This window comes from Streptomyces griseus (assembly GCF_900460065.1).
Classification (GTDB): domain Bacteria; phylum Actinomycetota; class Actinomycetes; order Streptomycetales; family Streptomycetaceae; genus Streptomyces; species Streptomyces griseus.
This window is the reverse complement of record NZ_UAVD01000029.1, coordinates 45330-67184: the sequence shown is the minus strand read 5'-3', so window position 1 is coordinate 67184 and position 21855 is coordinate 45330. Positions and strand designations below refer to the sequence as shown.

20 protein-coding genes and 1 pseudogene are annotated in these 21855 nt (G+C 73.4%); 9 read left to right on the top strand and 12 right to left on the bottom strand.

Annotated elements, in window-relative coordinates; translation table 11 throughout:
* Both DTB53_RS20225 and DTB53_RS20220 read right to left on the bottom strand, forming a co-directional pair.
* Complete coding sequence (locus DTB53_RS20225) at positions 1 to 435, bottom strand: roadblock/LC7 domain-containing protein (RefSeq protein ID WP_003964820.1); 435 nt, start codon at positions 433 to 435, stop codon at positions 1 to 3.
* Positions 432 to 2540 (bottom strand): sensor histidine kinase, encoded by a 2109-nt coding sequence (locus tag DTB53_RS20220; RefSeq protein ID WP_012378186.1) that lies wholly within the window; start codon positions 2538 to 2540, stop codon positions 432 to 434. Before DTB53_RS20220 ends, DTB53_RS20225 begins: the two co-directional genes overlap by 4 nt.
* Positions 2541 to 2952: 412 nt before the next feature.
* On the opposite strand from DTB53_RS20220, the gene DTB53_RS20215 reads away from it, so the two are divergent.
* Complete coding sequence (locus tag DTB53_RS20215; protein ID WP_003964822.1) at positions 2953 to 4398, top strand: glyceraldehyde-3-phosphate dehydrogenase; 1446 nt, start codon at positions 2953 to 2955, stop codon at positions 4396 to 4398.
* Positions 4399 to 4516: 118 nt separating this feature from the next.
* Here the strand turns inward: DTB53_RS20215 and DTB53_RS20210 are convergent.
* The 4 genes and pseudogenes from DTB53_RS20210 to DTB53_RS20195 all read right to left on the bottom strand — a co-directional run.
* Positions 4517 to 4735, bottom strand: a pseudogene (locus tag DTB53_RS20210) (nuclear transport factor 2 family protein); the annotation flags it as partial.
* 84 nt (positions 4736 to 4819) lie between these two features.
* Positions 4820 to 5749, bottom strand: a complete 930-nt coding sequence (locus tag DTB53_RS20205) for an oxidoreductase (RefSeq protein ID WP_012378188.1) — start codon at positions 5747 to 5749, stop codon at positions 4820 to 4822.
* 101 nt (positions 5750 to 5850) lie between these two features.
* Positions 5851 to 6279, bottom strand: coding sequence for a pyridoxamine 5'-phosphate oxidase family protein (locus tag DTB53_RS20200; RefSeq protein ID WP_012378189.1), 429 nt, complete (start codon positions 6277 to 6279; stop codon positions 5851 to 5853).
* 139 nt (positions 6280 to 6418) lie between these two features.
* Entirely contained in the window at positions 6419 to 6871 is a 453-nt protein-coding gene (locus DTB53_RS20195) for a hypothetical protein (protein WP_012378190.1), read from the bottom strand.
* Positions 6872 to 7244: 373 nt separating this feature from the next.
* Here DTB53_RS20195 and DTB53_RS20185 point away from each other — a divergent pair, with 373 nt between their 5' ends.
* Positions 7245 to 8012 carry a MerR family transcriptional regulator gene (locus tag DTB53_RS20185; protein ID WP_012378191.1) on the top strand — a complete coding sequence of 256 codons (768 nt, stop codon included), beginning with the start codon at positions 7245 to 7247 and terminating at the stop codon, positions 8010 to 8012.
* A gap of 51 nt (positions 8013 to 8063) precedes the next feature.
* Here the strand turns inward: DTB53_RS20185 and DTB53_RS20180 are convergent, their stop codons facing one another.
* From DTB53_RS20180 to DTB53_RS20170, 3 genes are all read right to left on the bottom strand, one after another.
* Positions 8064 to 10196 carry a WD40 repeat domain-containing serine/threonine protein kinase gene (locus DTB53_RS20180; protein WP_012378192.1) on the bottom strand — a complete coding sequence of 711 codons (2133 nt, stop codon included), beginning with the start codon at positions 10194 to 10196 and terminating at the stop codon, positions 8064 to 8066.
* 226 nt (positions 10197 to 10422) lie between these two features.
* Positions 10423 to 11622, bottom strand: coding sequence for an MBL fold metallo-hydrolase (locus DTB53_RS20175; protein WP_012378193.1), 1200 nt, complete (start codon positions 11620 to 11622; stop codon positions 10423 to 10425).
* A gap of 104 nt (positions 11623 to 11726) precedes the next feature.
* The gene (locus DTB53_RS20170; protein WP_003964830.1) at positions 11727 to 12167 is read right to left on the bottom strand and encodes a PPOX class F420-dependent oxidoreductase; all 441 of its coding nucleotides are present in this window, start codon (positions 12165 to 12167) and stop codon (positions 11727 to 11729) included.
* Positions 12168 to 12280: 113 nt separating this feature from the next.
* Here DTB53_RS20170 and DTB53_RS20165 point away from each other — a divergent pair, with 113 nt between their 5' ends.
* The gene (locus DTB53_RS20165) at positions 12281 to 12937 is read left to right on the top strand and encodes a TetR/AcrR family transcriptional regulator (RefSeq protein WP_012378194.1); all 657 of its coding nucleotides are present in this window, start codon (positions 12281 to 12283) and stop codon (positions 12935 to 12937) included.
* Between the two features lie 116 nt (positions 12938 to 13053).
* Here the strand turns inward: DTB53_RS20165 and DTB53_RS20160 are convergent, their stop codons facing one another.
* On the bottom strand, positions 13054 to 14055 hold the full coding sequence (locus DTB53_RS20160) for a DUF6745 domain-containing protein (protein WP_012378195.1): 1002 nt from the start codon (positions 14053 to 14055) through the stop codon (positions 13054 to 13056).
* A gap of 85 nt (positions 14056 to 14140) precedes the next feature.
* Positions 14141 to 14467: a DUF8820 family protein gene (locus tag DTB53_RS20155; RefSeq protein WP_003964833.1), complete on the bottom strand. Its 327-nt coding sequence runs from the start codon at positions 14465 to 14467 to the stop codon at positions 14141 to 14143.
* Positions 14468 to 14643: 176 nt separating this feature from the next.
* Between DTB53_RS20155 and DTB53_RS20150 the strand changes: the two genes are divergently transcribed.
* From DTB53_RS20150 to DTB53_RS20125, 6 genes are read left to right on the top strand one after another with little or no spacing between them, the layout of a single operon-like run.
* On the top strand, positions 14644 to 15594 hold the full coding sequence (locus DTB53_RS20150; RefSeq protein WP_012378196.1) for an STM4015 family protein: 951 nt from the start codon (positions 14644 to 14646) through the stop codon (positions 15592 to 15594).
* 5 nt (positions 15595 to 15599) lie between these two features.
* Complete coding sequence (locus tag DTB53_RS20145; RefSeq protein WP_012378197.1) at positions 15600 to 16556, top strand: STM4015 family protein; 957 nt, start codon at positions 15600 to 15602, stop codon at positions 16554 to 16556.
* Positions 16537 to 17694: an STM4014 family protein gene (locus tag DTB53_RS20140; protein WP_042495620.1), complete on the top strand. Its 1158-nt coding sequence runs from the start codon at positions 16537 to 16539 to the stop codon at positions 17692 to 17694. The genes DTB53_RS20145 and DTB53_RS20140 overlap by 20 nt, the downstream gene beginning before the upstream one ends.
* A gap of 43 nt (positions 17695 to 17737) precedes the next feature.
* Positions 17738 to 18568 (top strand): STM4013/SEN3800 family hydrolase, encoded by an 831-nt coding sequence (locus tag DTB53_RS20135; protein ID WP_012378199.1) that lies wholly within the window; start codon positions 17738 to 17740, stop codon positions 18566 to 18568.
* Positions 18565 to 19950 (top strand): STM4012 family radical SAM protein, encoded by a 1386-nt coding sequence (locus DTB53_RS20130; RefSeq protein WP_012378200.1) that lies wholly within the window; start codon positions 18565 to 18567, stop codon positions 19948 to 19950. The genes DTB53_RS20135 and DTB53_RS20130 overlap by 4 nt, the downstream gene beginning before the upstream one ends.
* Positions 19951 to 19957: 7 nt before the next feature.
* Positions 19958 to 20881 (top strand): STM4011 family radical SAM protein, encoded by a 924-nt coding sequence (locus DTB53_RS20125; RefSeq protein WP_012378201.1) that lies wholly within the window; start codon positions 19958 to 19960, stop codon positions 20879 to 20881.
* 6 nt (positions 20882 to 20887) lie between these two features.
* Here the strand turns inward: DTB53_RS20125 and DTB53_RS20120 are convergent, their stop codons facing one another.
* Complete coding sequence (locus tag DTB53_RS20120; RefSeq protein ID WP_042495625.1) at positions 20888 to 21715, bottom strand: SGNH/GDSL hydrolase family protein; 828 nt, start codon at positions 21713 to 21715, stop codon at positions 20888 to 20890.
* Positions 21716 to 21855: the final 140 nt, after the last annotated feature.

Below are 21855 nucleotides of genomic sequence, written 5' to 3'. Positions count from 1 at the left end.
TCAGTGCCCCGGGGTGAACTGCGACCCGGCCGGCTGCCGCAACGGGGTCGTCAGATAGGGGCGGACACTCTTGACCAGCATCGCCATCTCGTAGCCGAGCACCGCGGCGTCCGCCTCGCGCCCCGAGAGGACGGCGAGGCAGGTGCCGGATCCGGCGGTGGAGACGAACAGGAGGGTGGAGTCCAGTTCGACGACCACCTGCCGGACGTCCCCGTTGTCGCCGAAGCGGGCCCCGGCACTGCGGCCCAGCGAGTAGAGCCCGGCGGCCAGGGCCGCCATGTGGTCGGCGCTGTCGGGGTCCATGCCGTGCACGGATTTCACCAGCCCGTCGGCGGAGAGGAGGACCGCGCTGCGCGTGTAGGGCACGCGCTGGACCAGTCCGCTCAGCAGCCAGTCCAGGTCCGTGACCTGGCCGGACGGCATGTCGGTCGTCATGGTGTCTGCTCCTTGAAGGTGGCGTCTTTGCGCGGTTCCGGGAGGATCCGGCCCGGCAGGAAGGGGTCGGCCGCGAACGCTCCGGGTTCGCCCGGTTCGCGGTCGTGGGCGCTCCGGTCGTGGGCGCCGCGCCCGTACGGGGGGCTGTCGTGCGGGTACGCGTCGGGCGGGTAGCTGTCCGGTACGGGCAGGCCGGCCGCGGGCAGCGCGTGTTCCGGCCGCGGCTCCCCGGCCGGGCCGGGGAGGCCGGGCTGGACGGTCGCTCCGCGTACGGGAAGGGGCGAGAGGGATTCCAGCGGGGCGTCGAGGGCGGCCTGCCCCCCGGCCCCCGTGCCGCCGGGGGCCCCGTATCCGCCGTCGGGGCTCTCCTCCTGGGCGGTCTGGGCCTCGGCGAGATCGACGCCGCGCCGGAAGGCGGCCATGAGGCCCGGGTCGTGCAGGGCGTGCTCGTCCTCGACGCGCGGGGCGGGTGCCTCGCGCAACTGGGGGACGAGGGATTCCTGGTTCGTCCGCTTGGGCAGTTCGGGCCGGGAGGACGGAGCCGGGCGGTCGTCGCGCTCGTGGGCGGAGCGGTCGTCCTGCTCGGGCGGGGAGGCGGGCGACGCGGGGCGGTCGATGCGTTCGGCGCGCAGCGGGAGGGGCGGGGCCTCGCCCGCGGGCGGTTGCGGCGGGCCGTTGCGCGGGGGGTCGTCCGCCGGCGGTCGCGGTCCGGCGTCCTGCTCGCGGCCGGGCCTCCGGTGCGAGCCGTCCTCGGAGGGACGGGCCGCACCGCTCCGCGGCGGGACGGCCGGCGCCTGGGGCTCGACCGGCGGCCGGTGCACGGCGCCCGGGGGCGGCACGGGCACGGCGTCGGGCGAGGGCGGGGCGTCGGGGTCGGTCCCGAGCAGCGACTGCGGGAGGACGAGCACCGCCTGCGTACCGCCGTAGATGTTGCTCTGGAGGCGGACGGCGATGCCGTGGCGGCGGGCCAGGGCCGAGACGACGAACAGGCCGATCCGCCCGTCCTGGAGCAGGTGGGCGACGTTGACCTGGTCGGGGTCGGAGAGCAGGGCGTTCATCCGCCTCTGCTCGTGGTCCGGCATCCCCAGCCCGCGGTCCTCCACCTCCAGGGCGAGGCCGGCGGTGACGTGCTGGACGCGGAGCAGGACCTGGGTGTGCGGGGCGGAGAAGACCGTGGCGTTCTCGACCAGCTCGGCCAGCAGGTGGATCACGTCGGCGACGGCGTGGCCGCGCAGGGTGCCCTCCATCGGCGGGACCAGCTTGACCCTGGGGTACTGCTCGACCTCGGCGATGGCCGAGCGGAGCACCTCGGTCATGGTGACCGGGTTGCTCCACTGCCGCCGGGAGACGGCTCCGCCGAGCACGGCGAGGTTCTCCGCGTGGCGGCGGATCCGGGTGGCGAGGTGGTCGACGTGGAAGAGGCCCTTGAGGAGGTCGGGGTCCTCGACCTCGTGCTCCAGCTCGTCGAGGATCTGGATCTCGCGGTGGACGAGGGATTGCAGCCGTCGCGCGAGGTTGACGAAGACCTCGACCTTCTGGTCGTTGCCGGCGCTGCTGAACAGCTGGGACGCCTGGACGACCGCGGCGACGGAGGCTTCCTGGGCCCGTGCCATCTCCTGGCCGAGCAGGTCGAAGGCGTCGGCGCCGGGCGCCGCGGGCTGCGCGGGCGGTCGGGCGGTGACGGTTTCCCCGTTGCGGAGCTGTTCCATCACCCGTCGCAGCTCGGCCTGGCCCTGGGCGCTGGCGCGCCGGAGCGCGAGGGCCCGGTCGAGCACCTGACCCGAGACGCGGTTGGCCCCGAGGTAGGCGGCGGCGACGGCGGCGACGGCGAGCGCCGCGGATCCGCCGAGCGCCGCCCAGAGGCTGGGCGAGGCGTCGACGGCGCCGGCGCGGACGGTGAAGATGACGGCCGCGGCCCCGCTGAGCACGGCGGCGATGGCCGGGAGCAGTGCGGTCCGCAGCAACTGGGGCCGTATGCGGGCGTCGGGGGGAGGCCCTGCGGGGCGCGGCCTGCTCGTGGCCGTGTGGGCGCGCGTGCCGGGGCGGCCGTGCCGCCCGCCTTCACGGCGGTCCGGTCGCGCGTCGGGTGCGCGAAGTTGAGACATCAGCGTCCTCGGTACAGGGGGCACCGGGGGCCGGCGGTCGTGCCGGCGTCCATGCGGTGGCCCCTACGGTGGTCGGTCAGGCGCGGGTCATCGGTCGGGCAGGCCCGAACGTTGTGAGCCCACCGTTGATCACCGGGCACACACGGTAGTCGTCAATGACGTATGCGCGACGGGCAGTTGTCGAACTTGCCCGCCATCCGTCCCACTCTGGTATGACCTCTCGCACGCGCGCCCGATTGGGCCGCCTTGGCCCCGATTCGCCCCGGAGCGCCGAACGGGCCGCCACCGCGCCGGACGCACCGGCCCCGCCCGGACCGGGCGAGGGGAGCCCGCACCGGGCGGGGGACCACTCGACGGGGCGAGGAGGCCGCCGGTTAGCATATGAGCGCCGCCTAGCTCGAAAGATAAACTTGTGACTGTCAATGACGACTCGTTCACCAACTGGATGCACCGCGAGGAGATCGCGGAGTCGATGATCCCGATCATCGGGAAGCTGCACCGCGAGCAGGACGTCAACGTCCTGCTGCACAGCCGCTCCCTGGTGAACAAGTCGGTGGTCAGCATCCTCAAGACCCACCGCTTCGCCCGGCAGATCGCCGGTGAGGAACTCTCCGTCACCGAGACGATGCCGTTCCTGCGGGCGCTGACGACACTCGACCTCGGCCCGTCCCAGATCGACATAGGCATGCTGGCCGCCACCTACCGGGCCGACGGGCGCGGACTCTCCGTCGAGGAGTTCACGGCGGAGGCCGTCGCCGGGGCGACGGGCGACAACAAGATCGAGCGCCGCGCCTCGCGTGACGTGGTGCTCTACGGCTTCGGCCGCATCGGCCGGCTCATCGCCCGCCTGCTCATCGAGAAGGCCGGTTCGGGCAACGGTCTGCGCCTGCGGGCCATCGTCGTCCGCAGGGGTTCCGGGCAGGACATCGTCAAGCGCGCCTCGCTGCTGCGGCGCGACTCGATCCACGGCCAGTTCCAGGGCACGATCACCGTGGACGAGGCGAACAACAAGATCATCGCCAATGGCAACGAGATCCAGATGATCTACTCGGACGACCCGAGGGAGGTCGACTACACGGCGTACGGCATCAAGGACGCCATCCTGATCGACAACACCGGCAGGTGGCGGGACCGCGAGGGCCTCTCCAACCACCTCCGGCCGGGCATCGCCAAGGTGGTGCTCACCGCGCCGGGCAAGGGCGACGTCCCGAACATCGTGCACGGCGTCAACCACGACACGGTCAAGCCGGACGAGCGGATCCTGTCCTGCGCGTCCTGCACGACCAACGCGATCGTGCCGCCGCTGAAGGCGATGGCGGACGAGTACGGCGTGCTGCGCGGGCACGTGGAGACCGTCCACTCGTACACCAACGACCAGAACCTGCTGGACAATTACCACGGCTCGGACCGCCGTGGCCGTTCGGCGGCGCTCAACATGGTCATCACCGAGACCGGGGCCGCCTCGGCCGTGGCCAAGGCGCTGCCCGAGCTGAAGGCGCCGATCACCGGCAGCTCGATCCGCGTGCCGGTGCCGGACGTCTCGATCGCCATCCTCAGCCTGCGGCTGGAGCGCGAGACCACCCGCGAGGAGGTCCTCGACTACCTCCGGAACGTGTCGCTGGCCTCGCCGCTCAAGCGCCAGATCGACTTCATCAGCGCGCCCGACGCGGTCTCCAGCGACTTCATCGGCTCGCGGCACGCCTCGATCGTCGACGCGGGCGCCACCAAGGTCGACGGCGACAACGCGATCCTCTACCTCTGGTACGACAACGAGTTCGGCTACTCGTGCCAGGTCATCCGGGTCGTCCAGCACGTCTCCGGCGTGGAGTACCCGACCTTCCCGGCCCCGGCGGTCTGACCCCCCGCACGCCTCCCGCGCGTACGCCCCCGGTGCCCGGCAGGTCCTCCTGCCGGGCACCGGGCACCGGTCACCCCTCGCGCCGGGCGTCCCCCGGTCGCGGGTGCGCGGCGGGCTCCAGCCGTTCGGTCGGTCCGCCGAAGTAGCCGCGCAGAGCCTCGCGCCCCTCGATCCGCCGGTCCCCCTCGGCCCACTCCCAGACCCCGTCGGGGGTGAACAGCTCTGCCACGTCGCCCGGTTCACCGAGGTCGAGTCGGCGCACGAACTCGACGACCAGCCGCTCACAGGCCCGCTCGGCGATCAGCGCTTCCAGGGGGTCCAGCGCTTCGGTGTCCATCGTCCCTTCCTACCGACCCGACGCGGGCCGCGCGAGGTGTTTTCGCCTCTGCACCGGCACCGGCCGCCCCGTACCGGGGAGGCGTCACACGGCGTCGGCGTCCAGCCCGGTGAGCCGGGCCGACTCGTCCCACAGCGCCCGTGCCATCAGCGGGTCCCGGGCGCGCCGCGACGACCGGGCGGGCGCCGGGGCTCCCCGGGTCTCGCCCAGGCGGGCTGGGCCGTAGTAGGAGCCGCCCGGCGCGTCCGGCAGGGGCGCGGCGTACAGCACGGGCAGGGCCCCCGCCGATGCCGGCTGGGTGTACAGACGCGAGGCGCGCTCCAGCCTCGCCGCCCAGTTCCGCCCGGCCAGACGGGGCCCGGCCTGCCCCAGCTCCGTCGCGGCGAGGCCGGGGTGGGCCGCGAGCGCGACCAGGTTCCGGCCCGCGGCGCGGGCCCGCCGGTCCAGTTCGTTCGTGAACAGCAGGTTGGCGAGCTTGGACTGGCCGTAGGCCCTCCACTTGCTGTACGCGCGCTCGGCGTCGAGGTCGCCGAGATCGATACGGCCGATGCGGTGCCCGAGCGAGGAGAGCGTCACCACGCGCGCCGGCCCCAGGACCCCGAGGACGGGCAGGAGCCGGTGGGTCAAGGCGAAGTGGCCCAGGTGGTTGGTGCCGAACTGCATCTCGAAACCGTCCGCCGTACGGAGGTGCGGCAGGGCCATCACGCCGGCGTTGTTCACCAGGAGGTCGAGCCGCCCGTCGACCTCCTTCGCGATGGCCTCCGCGGCCTCGGCCACACTGCTCAGATCGGCCAGGTCGAGGCGGACGAGCCGGGCGTCCGAACCGGGCGCGGCCCGGCGGACGGCGTCCACGGCCCGCCGTCCCCGCTCCGGGTCGCGGCACGCGAGAACGGTGCGCGCGCCGGAGCGGGCCAGGACGAGGGCGGTCACCGCGCCGATGCCGCTGTTGGCGCCGGTGACCACGGCGGTGGAGCCGGAGAGGTCGGGCATGTCGTCGAGAGTCCAGGAGTGCATGGGGCGCGCCTCCCCCGTGCCGGTGTCGCCCACACATGGCGGGGCGCCCCGGTCCGGCCCGCCAGGGCGGGACCCCGTCGCGCGGGCCGGGCGGCCGGGGCTCAGACCTGGCCGAGGTCCGAGCTGACCCAGCGCTCGGGGCGCAGGGTGATCACCACCTGCTCGCCGTGGTTCTGCCAGGCGAAGTCCACGTAGCCGGCGACCTTCTCCGCCGGGAGGTAGCGTGCCGACACCTCCTCCAGGTCCGCGCGCGTGGCGGGACGGGTGTCGACGACGGGTCCCTCGACGGAGACGTAGCGGATGGTCGGCTCCAGCCGGTCGACCAGGAGGGTGAACCGGCCCGCCGCCGCGATCAGTTCGGCCTTGCGGGAGGTGCGTCCGGTGAGGATGCGCACGTCGCCGCCCGGTGCGTACTGGTACCAGATGGGAACGCTGAGCGGGGCCCGGTCGCTGCCCGGCGACGCGACGGACAGGGCGGCGACTCGGGGTTCGGCGAGGAACTGTTCGCGCTCGTCACGGGTGAGTGCCACGGCACGCTCCTTCGTACGGGGATGCGGGGGTTGCCCCAGTGTGCCCCGCGCGCCCGGCCTCTCCCCCGTCACCGGCGCCCGAGTCCGCGGCGTGTCGGACGGGCCCCGCGGGCCGGACGGGACCTCGCGGGCGGGGAACCTAAGGGTTTTCCCGGGACACGACGGCCGCCCCGCGCAGGGCGACGGCGCACCAGAAGGCGACCAGGAGCAGCGCCGCCCCGGCCAGGCCCGCGACTTCGAGGGGCTCCGGCCGCCAGCCCAGGGACAGCCGGGTGCCGATCATGACCGTGCCGAGGAGGACCTCGGACGGGGCGTAGACCGGCACCTTGGCCGCCACGAACCGCAGGACGGCGCCCAGCGCCAGGCCGATCACGGCCCAGGCGAGCAGATAGGGCCAGAGCGCTCCCGGGGCGGCGGGCGGCAGGCCGTACTCCTCCGGGCCGATCCGGAACAGGGCGCCCAGCCACCCCAGCGTCAGGCCGGCGGCGGTCACGATCGCCGCCCACAGCGCATGACGCCACAGCGGGCCGGATCGCACGCGCTCGTCCTCGTCCTCGGTGTCGGCGAAGCTCATGGTCTCGGGAAGATCCATCACACCCGGTGAGACGCCCGCCGGCCGCCGATCGTTGCGTCGCGGGCGGCATCGTGTACGTCGGCGATGCGAGAGACCCCCACGACGAGGACCCGGACCCGTCCGTGGACCTGTTCGAGGTCACGGCCGAGGACGTCGACGCCCCGTTCTGTCCGGGCGTGTCGCGCCGGAGCCCGAGTCGGTGCTGGAGAACATCACGGTGAGCCTCTCCGTCACCGTCACGGAGGGCCGGTGCCGAGACCGGCCGCCGCGTCCGGGCCGGTCCTCCGACCGGCCCGGACGCGGACTTGAAGTTGCCGCTGCGGCAGCTTCTACGGTCATGACCGGGGCCGGAGGAACCGGCCCCGTGAGGCGCTCGTGAGGGAGTGAGGACGTGGCGAAGGACTGGCCGATCTCCGAGGTCGCCCGGATGTCGGGGGTGACCGCCCGGACCCTGCGGCACTACGACGAGATCGGTCTGCTGCCCCCGGCCGGCATCGCCTCCAACGGCCGCCGCTACTACGAGGAGCACCAACTCCTGCTGCTCCAGCAGATCCTCGTACTGCGGGCGTTGGACGTCGGACTGCCGGAGATCGGCAGGGTCCTGGCCGACCGGGTCGACACGGTGGAGGCCCTGCGCGGACACCATCGACGGCTGCTCACCGAACGGGACCGGCTGGACACCCTGGCCGCGACCGTCTCCCGCACGATCGCCGAACTGGAGCAGTCCAGAAAGGACGGTACCGCCATGACCGCCATCAACCGGCCGGAGAACCTGTTCGCGGGAGTTCAGCCCTCCCTGTACGAGGAGAACCTGCGCGACTTCCCCGGCCTCGCCGAGGAGACCGGCCGACGGGCCGCCGCCATGACCCCGGTGGAGGTCGAGGCCGGACAGCGCGAGCGCACGGCGCTGATGATCCGGCTGGCCGAGCACATGGCCGCCGGCACCCCGGCCGACGCCGGGCCCGTACAGACCGAGATCGAAGGCCAGTACCGGGCCCTCACGGAACTGCACCCGGTCTCCGCCGACGAGTTCCGTTCGATCGGGCGCTCCTGCGTGGACAACGAGCAGTGGCGCGCCGTGTACGAGGCCATCGCACCGGGCCTGGCCGAGTATCAGCGGGCCGCCATCGACGCCTACGCGGCAACCCGGCCGGCCTGACCGGCGCGGGGCCGCCGCCGGAGCCCCGGCGGCGGCCCTCAGGGGCTCCGGTCAGGACCGCGGGAGCTTCCACAGGTGGACCACTCCGTCGGAGCTCGCCGAGGCGACGAGCGTGCCGTCGGGGCTGAACGCCAGGTGCTGGACGTTCCAGTTGTTTCCCACCAGCCGGTGTTTCAGCTTCTGTTCGGCCACGTCCCAGACCTTGACCTCCTCACCGCTGAACACGGCGAGGAGGGAGTCGCGGGGCCCGTACTGCACGCTCTGGACCGGCACGACCGTCGTCTCGTCGACGGTGCCCGTGGAGCGGCCGTCGGACGCGTCCAGCAACTGGACCTTCCGGTCCTTGGCCGCGGTGGCGATGGTCTCGCCGTCGGGGCTGTACGACAGACCGTACGCCTCCTCGGCGGTGTAGAGCTCCTTGCGCAGCTTGTGCCGGGCCACGTCCCACAGGCGCACGACCCCCTGGGAGCCGGGGTTCCGGTCGGTGAGGTGGCCCACGGTGGCCAGCGTCCTCCCGTCACGGCTGAACGCCACCTGCTGCGTCTGCATCTCGTCGCCGAGAACCGTGATCCGTTTACCCAGGTCCGGGCCGGGCACCGCGTTCCAGAGGTGGGCGCCGTCCGCACTGGCCGTGGCCAGCAGCCGGCTGTCGGGACTGAACTCCACGCTGTCGAGGGTGTTCGCGCCGTAGTCGCCGGTGGTGACGGTGGCGACCTGTCGCCGCCGGCCCACGTCCCACAGCGCCGCGAAACTGCTGCTCGTCCCGGCGGCCAGCAGCCGCCCGTCGGGGCTGAAGGCGACCGCGGTCACCGACACCGTGGTGCGGCCGGGCGCGGGACGCAGGGCCAGGGTCGCGCGGACCTTGCGGCGGGCCACGTCCCACAGCCGTACCTTGCCGTCCTTGCCACCCGTCGCGATGGTCCTGCCGTCGGGGCTGAACACCACGCCTTCCGGCCCCTCGCCCCGGGGGTAGCCGCCCAGGGTGGCCGTCGGCGCCATCTCGGTGGGTGCGTCGCCCTTCGAGGGGTCGTCGGGCAGCAGCACGGCGATCAGTACGACGACCACGGCCAGTACCCCGAGCCAGCCCAGCAGTCCGGGCGTGGAGATCGGCGGTGTGCCCGGGGGAGGTACGGCCTGCGCGGGATCGGGTACGGTCACCGCGCCCGGCGACGGGTTCTGTCCCCGCTGCGGGCTCCGCCCCTGCGGCGCGGCGGGCGCGGTGGCCGCGTCGTGGAACGCGGCCACGGGATCGAGGACGGTCCGCTGCGGAGGCAGGACGGCAGCCGGGGAGCCGGCGTCGGCAGCCGCGTCGGCGTTGCGGCACAGGCGGATGACCTCGGTCAGCCCGGGCCGGTCCCGCGGGTCCTTCGCCAGACAGCGGGCGGCCACGGTCCGCACCGGCTCGGGACACCCTTCGAGGTCCGCGTCCTGCTCCAGAACGCGGTACAGCACACCGTGCCCGGAGCCGCCGAACGCGGGCCGTGCGGTGGTGGCGAAAGCGGCGATGGCGCCGAGCGCGAAGACGTCGACGGCCTCGGTGAGGCTCTCGCCCCTGATGTACTCGGGCGCCATGTAGCCGGGCGTCCCGGCGAGCATGCCCGTACTCGTCACGGAGGTGACGTCCGCGGCCCGGGCGATCCCGAAGTCGATGACCTTGGGCCCGTCGGCGCTGAGGAGGATGTTCGAGGGTTTCAGGTCGCGGTGGATCACCCCGGCCGCGTGGATGGACTGCAGGGCCTCGGCCACCTGCGCCGTCAGCGCCAGCACCGCTTCCGCCTCCAGCGGCCCCCGCGCGGCCACCGCGTCGTGCAGGGCCGGCCCGGGGACGTACGCCGTGGCCAGCCACGGTTCGTCGGCGCCGAGATCCGCGTCGACGACCGGAACCGTGTAGAGGCCCTGCACCCGCCGGGCCGCGGCCACCTCCTGCTCGAACCGCTTGCGGAACGCCGCGTCGGCCGCGTACTCGCGGTGCACGATCTTGACCGCGACCGGGCTGCCGGCCGGGGTGCGCGCCAGATAGACCCGGCCCATGCCGCCCGAACCGAGCAGGCCCTCCAGCCGGTACGGGCCCGCGGTGGCCGGATCACCCGACCCCAGCGGGCGGACCGGCGGCGGCCCGGCCGACCACCCCCGGGCGCCGGCCGGGTGCGGAACCGGGCTCGGACCCTGGTCCGGATGGGACATGCCGACAGTCACCCCTAGCTGGTCGCGCGTGCGCCCCACGGGCGGCTGCCAAGTCCGAGGACATGGCACAACACGCCCTCACCGTAAGGGAATCGGCGCTCCGTCGAGGCCCGCGCCGGTTCGAGCGTCAGCGTAGTGGAGCGCCGTCCGGGGCGTCTGTCGCGGTCCTGTCACAAGCGGGCGACCGACGGCGGACGGCACATCGGGGCCCGTCCTCGAACCGGAGTCACCGCTCGCCCGCGAAGTCCATGTCGCCCCTGCTCGTCTCGGACACACTCTCCGCGCCCCGCGGGCGCCGCCACGGGTGCGCGATCGGCTGGGACACCCCGCGCCACCAGGCGGCGGTCGGCAGCTTCCCCGCCGGCTCGAAGGGTTCGCCCGGCCGGGGGAACGCCACCGTCTGCCCGGCCTCCTCGCCGGCGTCCTTGGTCCACTCGCCCGGCTCCGCCCAGGCGTGCGGGGCCAGGTTGAAGGTGCCCCAGTGGATCGGGAGGAGAACGCCGTGCGGGCGGCCGCCCTGGAGGTCCAGGTGGGCGCGCATGCCTTCGGCGGGGGTCATGTGGATGTCCGGCCAGTACTCCGAGTACGCGCCGATCTGGATCATGGTGGCGTCGAAGGGCCCGTGCTCTGCCCCGATGTCCCGGAAGCCGGGGAAGTAGCCGGTGTCCCCGCTGTGGTAGATCCGGTGCTCGGGACCCGTGACGGCCCACGACGCCCAGAGGGTGTGCTGCTGGTTGCGGAGCCCGCGACCGCAGAAGTGGCGGGCGGGGGTGGCGGTCAGGCTGATTCCGGCGACGGTCGCGGTCTCGTTCCAGTCGAGCTCGCGCATCCTGTTCGGGGGGACGCCCCAGCGCTCCAGATGGGCGCCGACCCCGAGGGGCACGGCGAAGACCGTGTCGGTGCCCGCCAGGGCACGGATCGTCGGCAGGTCGAGGTGGTCGTAGTGGTCGTGGGAGATGACGACCACGTCGACGGACCCGAGCGCGGCCAGCGGCAGCGGGGCGGGGTGCAGGCGCTTGGGTCCGGCGAAGGGGAACGGGGAACAGCGCTCGCCCCAGACCGGGTCGAACAGGATCCGTCGTCCGTCGATCTCGGCCAGCACGCTGGAATGGCCCATCCAGGTCAGCCGGAGCCCGCTGGCGGGGGGCGTCGCCAGATCGGCGAGGGTCGTGGCGTGGACGGGCACGGTGCCCGTCGGCGTTCTGCGGGCCCGCTGTTCCTTGTGGAAGTAGATCTTGGCGAACTCGACGGTGGACCCGGAGGGCCTGGTCCGCGCCCCCACCGGGTTCTGGAAGGCTCCGTCGACGAAATGGGGCGAGCGGCGGATGCGCTCCATCCGCGCTCCGGCCGGATCGGCCCCGAAGGACTCGGTCCGCATCGAGCGCAGTTTCGTGCGGAACGGAAGCAAGTAGTCAGCGCCGGTCACAACATCTCCTGAGGGAGTCGGTGTCGTCTCATTATGGTCGGCCTGTACGACAGGGCGAGCGCAGAAGATGCTGAACGGGGCAACCGGCCCGGCCGTCGGCGACGTCAGCCACGCGGTTGCCCGTAGACGTGGTCGATGCGCAGGGTGAGCAGCACCCGGCGGTCCTCGACCATGGCCCGCCGGTAGTCGTCCCAGTCGGGGTGCTCGCCCCGGACGTCCCGGTAGAGCGTGATCAGCGCCTCCACCGTGGCGTCGTCGGGCGACGCTGCGGGCGGGGTCAGTTCGGCGGTCCCGTCGGCGACGGTCCAGGCCCAGCGGTCGTCGCTGGTGACGTGGTAGCTCGCCCGGGGGTCGCGCCGCAGGTTGCGGGTCTTGGCGCGGCCCTCCGTGATCGAGACGCGGACGACCCGCTCCTCGGGGTAGAAGGCGTGGTTGACGTTCGAGAGCTGGGGGCGTCCGTCCCGCTTCAGAGTGACGAGGACTCCCCCGTCGTGCTCGGCGAAGAGACGGAGCAGTGCTTCCTGTGCCGGTTCGATGCGCGTCATGCAGGATGCAACGTCCGGGCGGTCCGGAGGATTCCGGTGCGCCGTATCCGCCGTCGCCTCCGCCGGACGCGGCACCACCGTCGCTGACCTGGCGTATTGGTTAGGCTGACCCGGTGGCTAGAGTCCGGTTGAACGTGGCGGAGCGGCGTGAGGAGCTGTTGCGGGCGACCGTCGGACAGATCGAGGCCCGTGGGGTCTCGTCCGTGCGCATCGCCGACGTGGCCTCGGTGCTGGGAGTGAGCAACGCGCTCGTCCTCTACCACTTCTCGACCAAGGAGAAGCTGGTCGCGGCGGCTTTCGCGTACGCGGCCGAGGCCGATCTCGCCCATCTCCGCAAGCTGCTGGCCCGCCGCACCAGCGCCGTACGCAGGCTGCGGACGGCCGTCCGGTGGTACGCCCCGACGGGGCAGGCCAAGGGGTGGCGGCTGTGGATCGAGGGCTGGGCCGCCGCCCTGCGTGATCCCGCCCTCCGGGAGGTCGCGGGCGACCTCGACCAGCAGTGGAAGGCGGAACTGGCCCAGGTCATCGAGGAAGGTGCCGCGGCCGGGGAGTTCCGGTGCGCGGATCCCCGGTCGGCGGCCTGGCGGCTGACCGCCCTGCTGGACGGGATGGCGGTGCAGACCACCTCGTACGCGGGTCCGCTCTCACGGGCCACGATGCTGCGGTGGACCGACGAGGCGCTCGCCCGTGAGCTGGGCATCGACCCGGCGGAGCTGAACGGTCCGCCGGACGCCGAACCCCACGGCGCCGATCCGTCCGCGCGCGGCTGACGGACGCTGACGGACGGGCCCCGCGGACGGTCGTGCCCGGCTGGTGGGCATGCGCGAACGCCCGGCACGCACCGGGCACCGCGTCGTCCGCCCCGCCGACCCGACCGCGCCCCTGGTCAGGTCTGGCGCACCGGTGCGTAGGCCGCACCGTCAAGACCGAACGTCCAGGCGACCCCGTCCTTCGCGGTCCGGGTGGCGGGCGGCACGCGCAGCCAGTAGGTGCGGTACGTGCCGTCCGGCTCGGGGGTGGAGTTGACCACCTCGACCATCACCACGTCCTCGTCGCCGGCGAGGGCGATGCGCCAGAGGATGCCCGTCTCGTCGCGGTGGACCGGCTCGGCGCCCGACTCGGTGAGATACCGGTCGTAGCCGTAGTACTCCAGCATCACGCGGCGCAGCTCCGCGTTCTCCTCGGCGCGGATCCGCTCGGGTGTGAGGGAGGACAGCTCGTCCAGGAACGCGGCGGGAACGGGCATGCCGCGCCAGGCGTGGAGGGCGAACCCGTCCCCGTAGGCGAGGGCCGGTCCCTCGCCGTGGTCGAGCCGGCCCGCCTCGTCGCGGTGGAGGACGTCGGGCCGCTCGGTGATGACCACGGCGTGCTCGTAGGGCCACCACCAGCCTGCGTTGCGGGCCACCTCGGCGAGGCCCCTCAGCCGCTCGCCCCGCCCGTCGAAGGCGGCGAGCCAGGCCGCGTCGTGCTGGCCGAGCACGGCGTCCAGGAGCACCAGCCGCACGGCGCTCTCGTCCCCGGGCCGCGGGGCCAGGTCCGCGACGACACCGGTCCGTATCCGCTCGGCGAGTGCGCCCGTGGTCTCCCACAGCTGGGCCCCGGTGGCGGACCAGAGCGCCGCCCAGCCCGCCGGCCCCAGCTCGTCGTACATCCGGCGGCGCTCCTCGGCCCATGGGCGGGTCCGGACCTCCTCGCGCACCGACCGTCCGGCGTCCGCCAGCTTCTCCACCGTTTCGACGGCGGCCCGCGGCGACGCGGCCCAGATGATCCGGTCCGGCTCGGCCAGGCCCGCGGTGCGATAGGCACGCCGCACTCCGGCCTCGGCCGCCGCCCGGTCCGCCCGGCCGGTCGCCGCCGCCACGCTCCGCCAGGAATTCACGTTCTGCATCGGTTGTCCCCGTCCCCTGCTGTGCTCGCTCCGAAAAGCCGTGCTCGTTCTGGAAAGCCCTGCTCGCTCCGGCATGGCCGCGCGGTCAGTCCGCGACGACGCGGATCGCGCCGGGGGCGTACTCCCGCTGGCGCACGACGCGGAACCAGCCCTTGGGCAGCGGGATCACCGCGTGCTCCTCGTGCACCACCCGCCCGCCCTCGGGAAGATGGAGCAGCATCGGGCCGAACCGGCCCGCTTCCCGGATCAGCCGGCCGGGGCCCTGCACGGCGTGCGCGTGTCCGGTGACCTCCCCCAGCGCGAGCACCAGCCGCCCCCGCCCGTCGCGCAGTTCGCCCGGGGCCTCCAGGAAGGGAGCGGGCACCGCCGACTCCTCCAACTCCATGATCAGTACATCGCCCTGGCGGTACACAGACGTCTCCCCTCGGTAGCGGCACCCGCTGTGCCGACCATGCGAAAAACGCTACGGGCAGGGTCTGACAACGAGCCGGTGCGACCGTCGTGGACGGGTCCCGGTCGCGGCGTTGTCAGTGCGGCTTGATAAACCTTGCGGACATCAGCCGTCCCCAGGATCAGGAGTTCAGGGCCATGTACGGTGCGCAGCATCTGCACGAGTTCGGGGGCCTTCCGGTCGTCGACTTCCAGCACACGTCCGAAGGCGGCCCCCGGCCCGCCGCGGACGCCGTGGCCTGGCGTGTCTCCGTCGACCCGTACGACGACGACCGGCCCTGGGAGGAGGAGTTCGCCGACTTCCTGGAGCAGGTCGACCCGGCCGGTGTCCGGGCCCTGGTCATCGGTCAGTGGGGCGAGGCGTACGAGGAGACCTCCTCCGTGCCGATCGGTCTGGTGATGGCCGCCGCCGACCGGCTGACCTCGCTGGAGGCGGTGTTCGTCGGGGACCTGGAGGCCGAGCAGGCCGAGATCACCTGGATCCAGCAGTCCGACGTGACCGTGCTGCTCGCCGCCTTCCCCGGGCTGACGGAGTTCGGCGTGCGCGGCGGATCGGAGCTGGTGTTCCCGCCGACCAAGCACGAGCGGCTGCGGGCGCTGACCGTCCAGGCGGGCGGTCTGCCCGCCGAGGTGGTGCGGGGTGTGCTGGACAGCGAACTGCCCGCGCTGGAGCGGCTCGACCTCTGGCTCGGTGTGTCCGCCTACGAGGGCAACACCAACCTCACCGACCTCGCTCCGCTGCTCGCGGGCACCCGCTTCCCCCGGCTGAACCACCTCGGCGTGCGCAACAGCGAGATCCAGAACGAGATCGCGTCGGCCGTCGCCTCGGCCCCGGTCGTCGCCCAGCTGCGGGTGCTCGACCTGTCGAACGGGACGCTGGGCGACGAAGGGGCAGCCGCCCTCCTCGAAGGACAGCCGCTGACCCACCTGGAACTCCTCGATCTCCACCACCACTTCCTCACCGACGCGATGGCGGAGCGGGTCCGAGGCGCCCTGGAGCCGCACGGCGTGCGGGTCGATCTCGCCCAGAAGCGCGAACCCTGGGGCGACCGGGGCGCCGAGGGCCGCTACACCGCCGTCTCGGAGTAGGCGTCATGACCCATCTCGGCATCCAGCACCTCGACCGCTTCCACGGACTGCCGGTCCACACCCCGTCCTCCGGGGCGACGCCGCCCGCCGCCGACTCCGTGGCCTGGCGGCTGGAGTGCGCCTACGACGAGGACGTGGACTTCCCCGCCCTGTGGGAGCAGTTCCTGGAGACGGTGGACACGACCCGGGTCCGGGCGCTCCTCATCGGCCCCTGGTGGCGTCAGGACTACACGCCGTTCGCCCCGGTGATGGAGCTGATCGTCGCCCACGCGGACCGCTTCCCGGCCCTGCGCGGCCTTTTCCTCGCCGATGTGGTGGGCGAGGAGTGCGAGGTGTCCTGGCTGCGGATGTGCGACGTCACCCCGGTGCTCGAAGCGCTGCCGCTGCTGGAGGAGTTCGCCGTGCGCGGCTGCGGCCAGGAGGGGCTGGGGCTGCGCCCGCTGCGCCATGCGGCGCTGACGTCGCTGCGCTTCGAGTCCGGCGGTCTGCCCGGCTCGTTGGTGCGGTCGGTCGCCGCCAGCGAGCTGCCCGCGCTGGAGCGGCTCGACCTGTGGTTCGGCAGTTCCTGGTACGGCGGAGACGCCACGGTCGAGGACATCCGGCCCCTCCTGTCGGGCGGCGTGTTCCCCCGGCTGCGCCATCTGGGGCTGCAGAACAGCGAGATCCAGGACGAGATCGCCGTCGCGGTGGGTTCCGCGCCCGTCGTCGCCCAACTGGAGACCCTGGCGCTGTCGATGGGCACCCTGAGCGACGCGGGCGGCGAGGCCCTGGTGAACGGGCAGCCGCTGAGCCACCTGGCCACGCTCGACCTGCGCCACCACTACCTCACCGAGCCGGTGCTGGACCGGGTCCGGGCCGCGTGCGCCCCAGCCGTCGTGGAGGCCGGTGAGGCCGAGGACGACTACGCGGACCCGGACGACGAGGACGACGAACCGGAACGCTATGTCGCGGTCAGTGAGTAGCGGCGGGGGCGGTCCGGTGCCGCGCTTCGCCGTCGTCGGCAATCCGGAGAACCGCCGGGTCGCCTTCTTCGAGGAGGCCGTGCGCTCCGCCGGGCTGCCGCCCGCCCGGGTGGTGCCCTGGCTCCGTGTGCTGCGCGGCGAGGCGGTGTTCGCGGCGGGCGAGAGCGTACGGATCGACTCGCCCGGTGAGGACGCCGAGGTGGAACGGCTGCTCCGCGGGGTGGACGATCCGACCCGGGTGGAGGGTTCGGCCCGGTGGTACGCGCGCTTCACCGCGGCGGTGGACACGGTGGCGGGGGCCGCCTCGGCCGCCGGCTCCGAGGTGCTGGGCTCCCCCGGTGACATCGCCGTCCTCTTCGACAAGCGGCTGTGCCACGGGCTGCTCGACCGGGCGGGGGTCCCCGTGCCCGCCTCGCCGACCTCCGGTCCGGGGGCGGCCCCGGTGCGGGGCTGGTGCGACGTGCGGGAGTTGCTGCGCGAGCACCGGATGCCCCGGGCCTTCGTGAAGCTCGCGCACGGCTCCTCCGCCTCCGGCGTGCTGGCGGTGGAGACGGCGGGTCCCGGACGGGTCCGGGCGAGCACCTCCGTGGAGCGGGACGCTTCGGGCCGGCTGTTCAACTCGCTCCGGGTGCGGCGCTACACCTCGGAGGCGGAGGTCGGCGCGGTCGTGGACGCGCTGGCCCCGGACGGGCTGCACATCGAACGCTGGCTGCCGAAGGCGTCCCAGCGGGGTCGGGCCGCGGACCTGCGGATCGTGGTGGTCGGCGGCCGGGCGACGCACGCCGTCGTGCGGACGAGCACGAGCCCCATGACCAATCTGCATCTGGGCGGGGCCCGCGGTGACCTCGACGAGGTCCGGGCCGCCGTCGCGGCCGCCGGCGGCTGCTGGCGCGAGGCGCTGGCGATGTGCGAGCGGGCGGCGGCCTGCTTCCCCGGGACGCCCTGCGTGGGCGTCGACCTCCTGCCCACGGCCGGCTGGCGGCGCTTCGCCGTCGGCGAGGTCAACGCCTTCGGCGATCTGCTGCCCGGACTGACCGGTCTGCCGGGCAGCGGCGCCGAGGGCCTCACCACCTACGCGGCGCAGGTCGCCGCCGTACTGGACCGAGCAAGGAACCACCGTGCCGTCACCTCTTCCTGACCCCGACACGCCCTCGCCGCCCGACGGTTTCGGCCGGCCCGACATGGGTGAGGTCGTGGGCAGCCACGATCTGCTGCTGGTCACCCTGGACACCCTGCGGTACGACGTCGCCGTCGAGCTGGCGGCCGCCGGGCGCATCCCGAACCTCGCCCGGCACCTGCCCGGCGGCGGCTGGGAGGAGCGGCACGCTCCGGGCAGCTTCACCTACGCCTCGCACCAGGCGATGTTCGCCGGTTTCCTCCCGACGCCCGCATCCCCGGGGCCGCATCCCCGGTTGTTCGCGGCGCGGTTCGCGGGCAGTGAGACGACGGCGGACGGCACGTTCGTGTTCGACACGCCGGACCTGGTGTCGGGGCTGGCCGCCGAGGGCTACCGCACGGTGTGCGTCGGCGGGGTCGGCTTCTTCAACCGCCGGGGGCCGCTCGGTTCCGTGCTGCCCGGGTTGTTCCAGGAGAGTCACTGGGAGCCCGGCTTCGGCGTCGCCTCGCCCACCTCGTTCGAGGAACAGGTCGCCCGGGCGGAGCGGGTCGTCGCGGCGCTCCCCCGGGAGCAGCGGCTGTTCCTCTTCGTGAACGTGTCCGCCCTGCACCAGCCGAACTGGTTCCACCTCCCCGGGGCGACCCGGGACGCCGGCGACTCCAGGGCCACCCACGCGGCGGCCCTGGAGTACGTGGACCGGCACATCGGCCGCCTCTTCGCCGCGGCGAGCAGCCGTCGCCGGTGCTTCGCGATCGTCTGCTCGGACCACGGCACCGCCTACGGCGACGACGGCTACACCGGCCACCGGCTCGGCCACCCCGCCGTCTGGACCGTCCCCTACGCCCACTTCTTCCTCGAACCACCCGCACCGCTCGGACCGGGGGCCGCCCGATGACCGTCACCGCCGGTACCCCCGCGCCGCCCGCAGTCCGGCCGTACGAGAGCTACGTGTACGCCTATCCGCACAAGACGGCCTACCGTCCGCTGGAGGACCGCCCGTCCCTGCGGGCGCTGTGGGCGGCGGAGCCGAAGGACGCGCTCTCCCTCTACCTCCACATACCGTTCTGCGAGGTCCGCTGCGGCTTCTGCAACCTCTTCACCAGGATCGGCGCGCCCGAGGAGCTGACGACGCGCTATCTGGACGCGTTGGAGCGGCAGGCCGACTCCGTGCGGGACGCGCTGGGCGACGAGCAGCCGGTGCGGTTCGCCGCGGCGGCGTTCGGCGGCGGCACGCCGACGTTCCTGACCGCCGGGGAGCTGGAGCGGCTCTGCGACACGGCGGAGAAGCGGATGGGCGCCGACCTGGGCGCGGTGCCGCTGTCCGTGGAGACCTCGCCCGCCACCGCCACCGCCGACCGGCTGGCGGTGCTGGCCGACCGGGGCACGACGCGGATCAGCATCGGCGTGCAGAGTTTCGTGGACGAGGAGGCGCGGGCTGCCGTCCGTCCGCAGCGCCGCGCCGATGTGGAGGCCGCGCTGGGCCGGATCCGGGACGCCCGGATCCCGGTGCTGAACATCGACCTGATCTACGGCATCGACGGGCAGACCGAGCGCAGCTGGCTCGCCTCACTGGACGCGGCACTGGCCTGGCGGCCGGAGGAGCTGTATCTCTATCCGCTGTACGTGCGCCCGCTCACCGGTCTGCACCGCCTCGGCCCGGCCGTGACCGGCCCCGAGGCGCGGGCCCTGGAGGACGCCGCCTGGGACGAGCAGCGGCTGCGGCTGTACGCGGTGGGGCGGGACCACCTGCTCTCGCACGGCTACGAGCAGGTGTCGATGCGGATGTTCCGGCGGGCCGACGCCCCGCGTGAGCAGGAGGGCCCGGAGGACTACGCCTGCCAGACGGACGGCATGATCGGTCTGGGCTGCGGCGCCCGTTCGTACACCTCCGCCCTCCACTACTCCTTCGACTACGCGGTGGAGATGCGGGAGATCCGGTCGATCATCGACCGCTTCACCGCCACCGAGGACTTCTCCCGGGCCGAGGTCGGCCGCTACGTGGACGCGGACGAGGCGCGCCGGCGGCATCTGCTGCAGTCGCTGCTCCAGGCGGCGGGGCTGCCGGTGGCGGACTACCGGGCCCGGTTCGGCACGGATCCGGGCGCGGACTTCCCGGCCGAGCTGGCGGGGTTCGCGGCCCGGGGCTGGCTGGACGCGTCGGCGCCGGACGGGCTGCTGAGGCTGTCCCCGTCGGGCCTCGCGCACTCCGACGCGCTGGGTCCCGCGCTGTTCTCCCCCGGGGTGCGGGCCGCGATGGCCGCGTACGAGCGGAAGTGACGGGGCCGTGGACCTGACGATTCTCTACCGGGGGCCGCTCGCCTCCTGCGACTACGACTGCCCGTACTGCCCGTTCGCCAAGCGGCGGGACAGCCGGGCGCAGCTAACGTCGGACCGGGAGGCTCTGGAGCGGTTCACCCGCTGGGCGGCCGAGCAGACCGGGGACCGGCTGTCCGTGCTGTTCACCCCGTGGGGCGAGGGCCTGGTGCGCTCCTGGTACCGGCGGGCGCTGACCGAGCTCTCCCGGCTGCCGCACATCCGGCGGGTGGCGATCCAGACGAATCTGAGCGGCCGTACGGACTGGCTGGCGGACGCCGATCCGGAGCGGATCGCGCTCTGGTGCACGTACCACCCGGGGCAGACACCGTACGAGCGGTTCCTGGGCAAGTGTCGCGAGCTGTCCGCGCAGAAGATCCGCTTCAGCGTGGGGGTGGTGGGGTTCGACGAACACCTCGACGAGGCGCGGCGGCTGCGGTCGGACCTGCCGGGGGAGGTCTATCTCTGGGTGAACGCCGCCGAGGGGCGCACGTACACCGACGAGGAGGCGGCGCGGTGGACGGAACTGGATCCGCTGTTCCCCTACAGCCGTCACCCGCACCGTTCGGCGGGACTGCCCTGCCGGACCGGTGAGTCGGTGATCTCGGTGGACGGCGACGGCACGGTGCGGCGCTGTCACTTCGTCAAGGCGGAGCTGGGCAGTCTCTACGACGGCAGCTACCGCCGGGCGCTCGGACCGCGGGCCTGCCCGCTCGCCGTCTGCGACTGCCACATCGGCTATGTGCACCTGGAGTCGCTGCCGCTGTACGACGTGTTCGCGGGCGGCGTCCTGGAGCGGATACCGGCCGCACACCCCGGGGGCGCGGACACGCCGCCGGACGGGCTCGTGGTGCCGGGCCCGTCCCGGCGTGCGCTGCCCCTGCTGGAGCCCTGAGACCGGCTACAGGGGCAGCAGGTCCGGGCGCTTCGCCTCGATGTGGTCGCCGGAGGACTCGCCCCGCAGGCGCCGGCCGATCCAGGGCACGAGGTACTCGCGGGCCCACTGGATGTTGTCGCGCCGTGCGTCGAAGGGGCTCCGCTGGGCCTGCGGCGGCCAGGGCTGGTCGGGGTCGGCGGGCACGTCGTGGCCGAGGACCTGGGCGGCGCGCAGCGCCACGCGGGTGTGGCCCTCGGGCGACAGGTGCAGCCGGTCGGCGTCCCAGGCGCGCCGGTCCTGCACGGATCGCAGCGACCACAGGTCCAGCACGGGGCAGTGGTAGCGGTCCGCGATGGCCCGGAGGTGGACGTTGTACGTGGCGATCTTGCCGCGCATGTGGCGCAGCACCGGAACGCCCCGGGTGTCGAAGCCGGTGGTGACCATGACCGTGCCGACGGCGTTGCTCAGGTCGGCGACCGCCCGCTCGAAGCGCTCGGCGAGGTCGTCGGGGTCGGTGCCGGGCCGGATGATGTCGTTGCCGCCCGCGCAGAAGCTGACCAGGTCGGGGGCCAGTTCCTTGGCGCGCGGGATCTGCTCCTCGACGATCTGGTCGAGGAGGCGTCCTCGTACGGCGAGATTGGCGTAGCGGAAGTACCCGTGCGGGGAGTCCTCGGGGCCGGTCGCCCCTTCGGGGGCCGGGAGCCGGTCGGCCAGGAGCACCGCGAAGCGGTCCGCCCAGCCGAGATAGGTTCCGCCGGGGCCGGGGTCGCCGACGCCCTCGGTGAAACTGTCGCCAATCGCCGCGTACGACCCGATGGTGTGCTGCTGGTTGTTTCTCGAATCGTCTGCCACAAGCACTTATCCTGCATCGCGTGATGTGACCTACGCGACCGTAATACGGGGTTGACGGGTGGTGAGATAGACCACCCGGTCAGTTTTTGGTAAAGCCGGAATAAGGAGAGGGGCGGTGCGCCGCCGCGCACCGCCCCTCG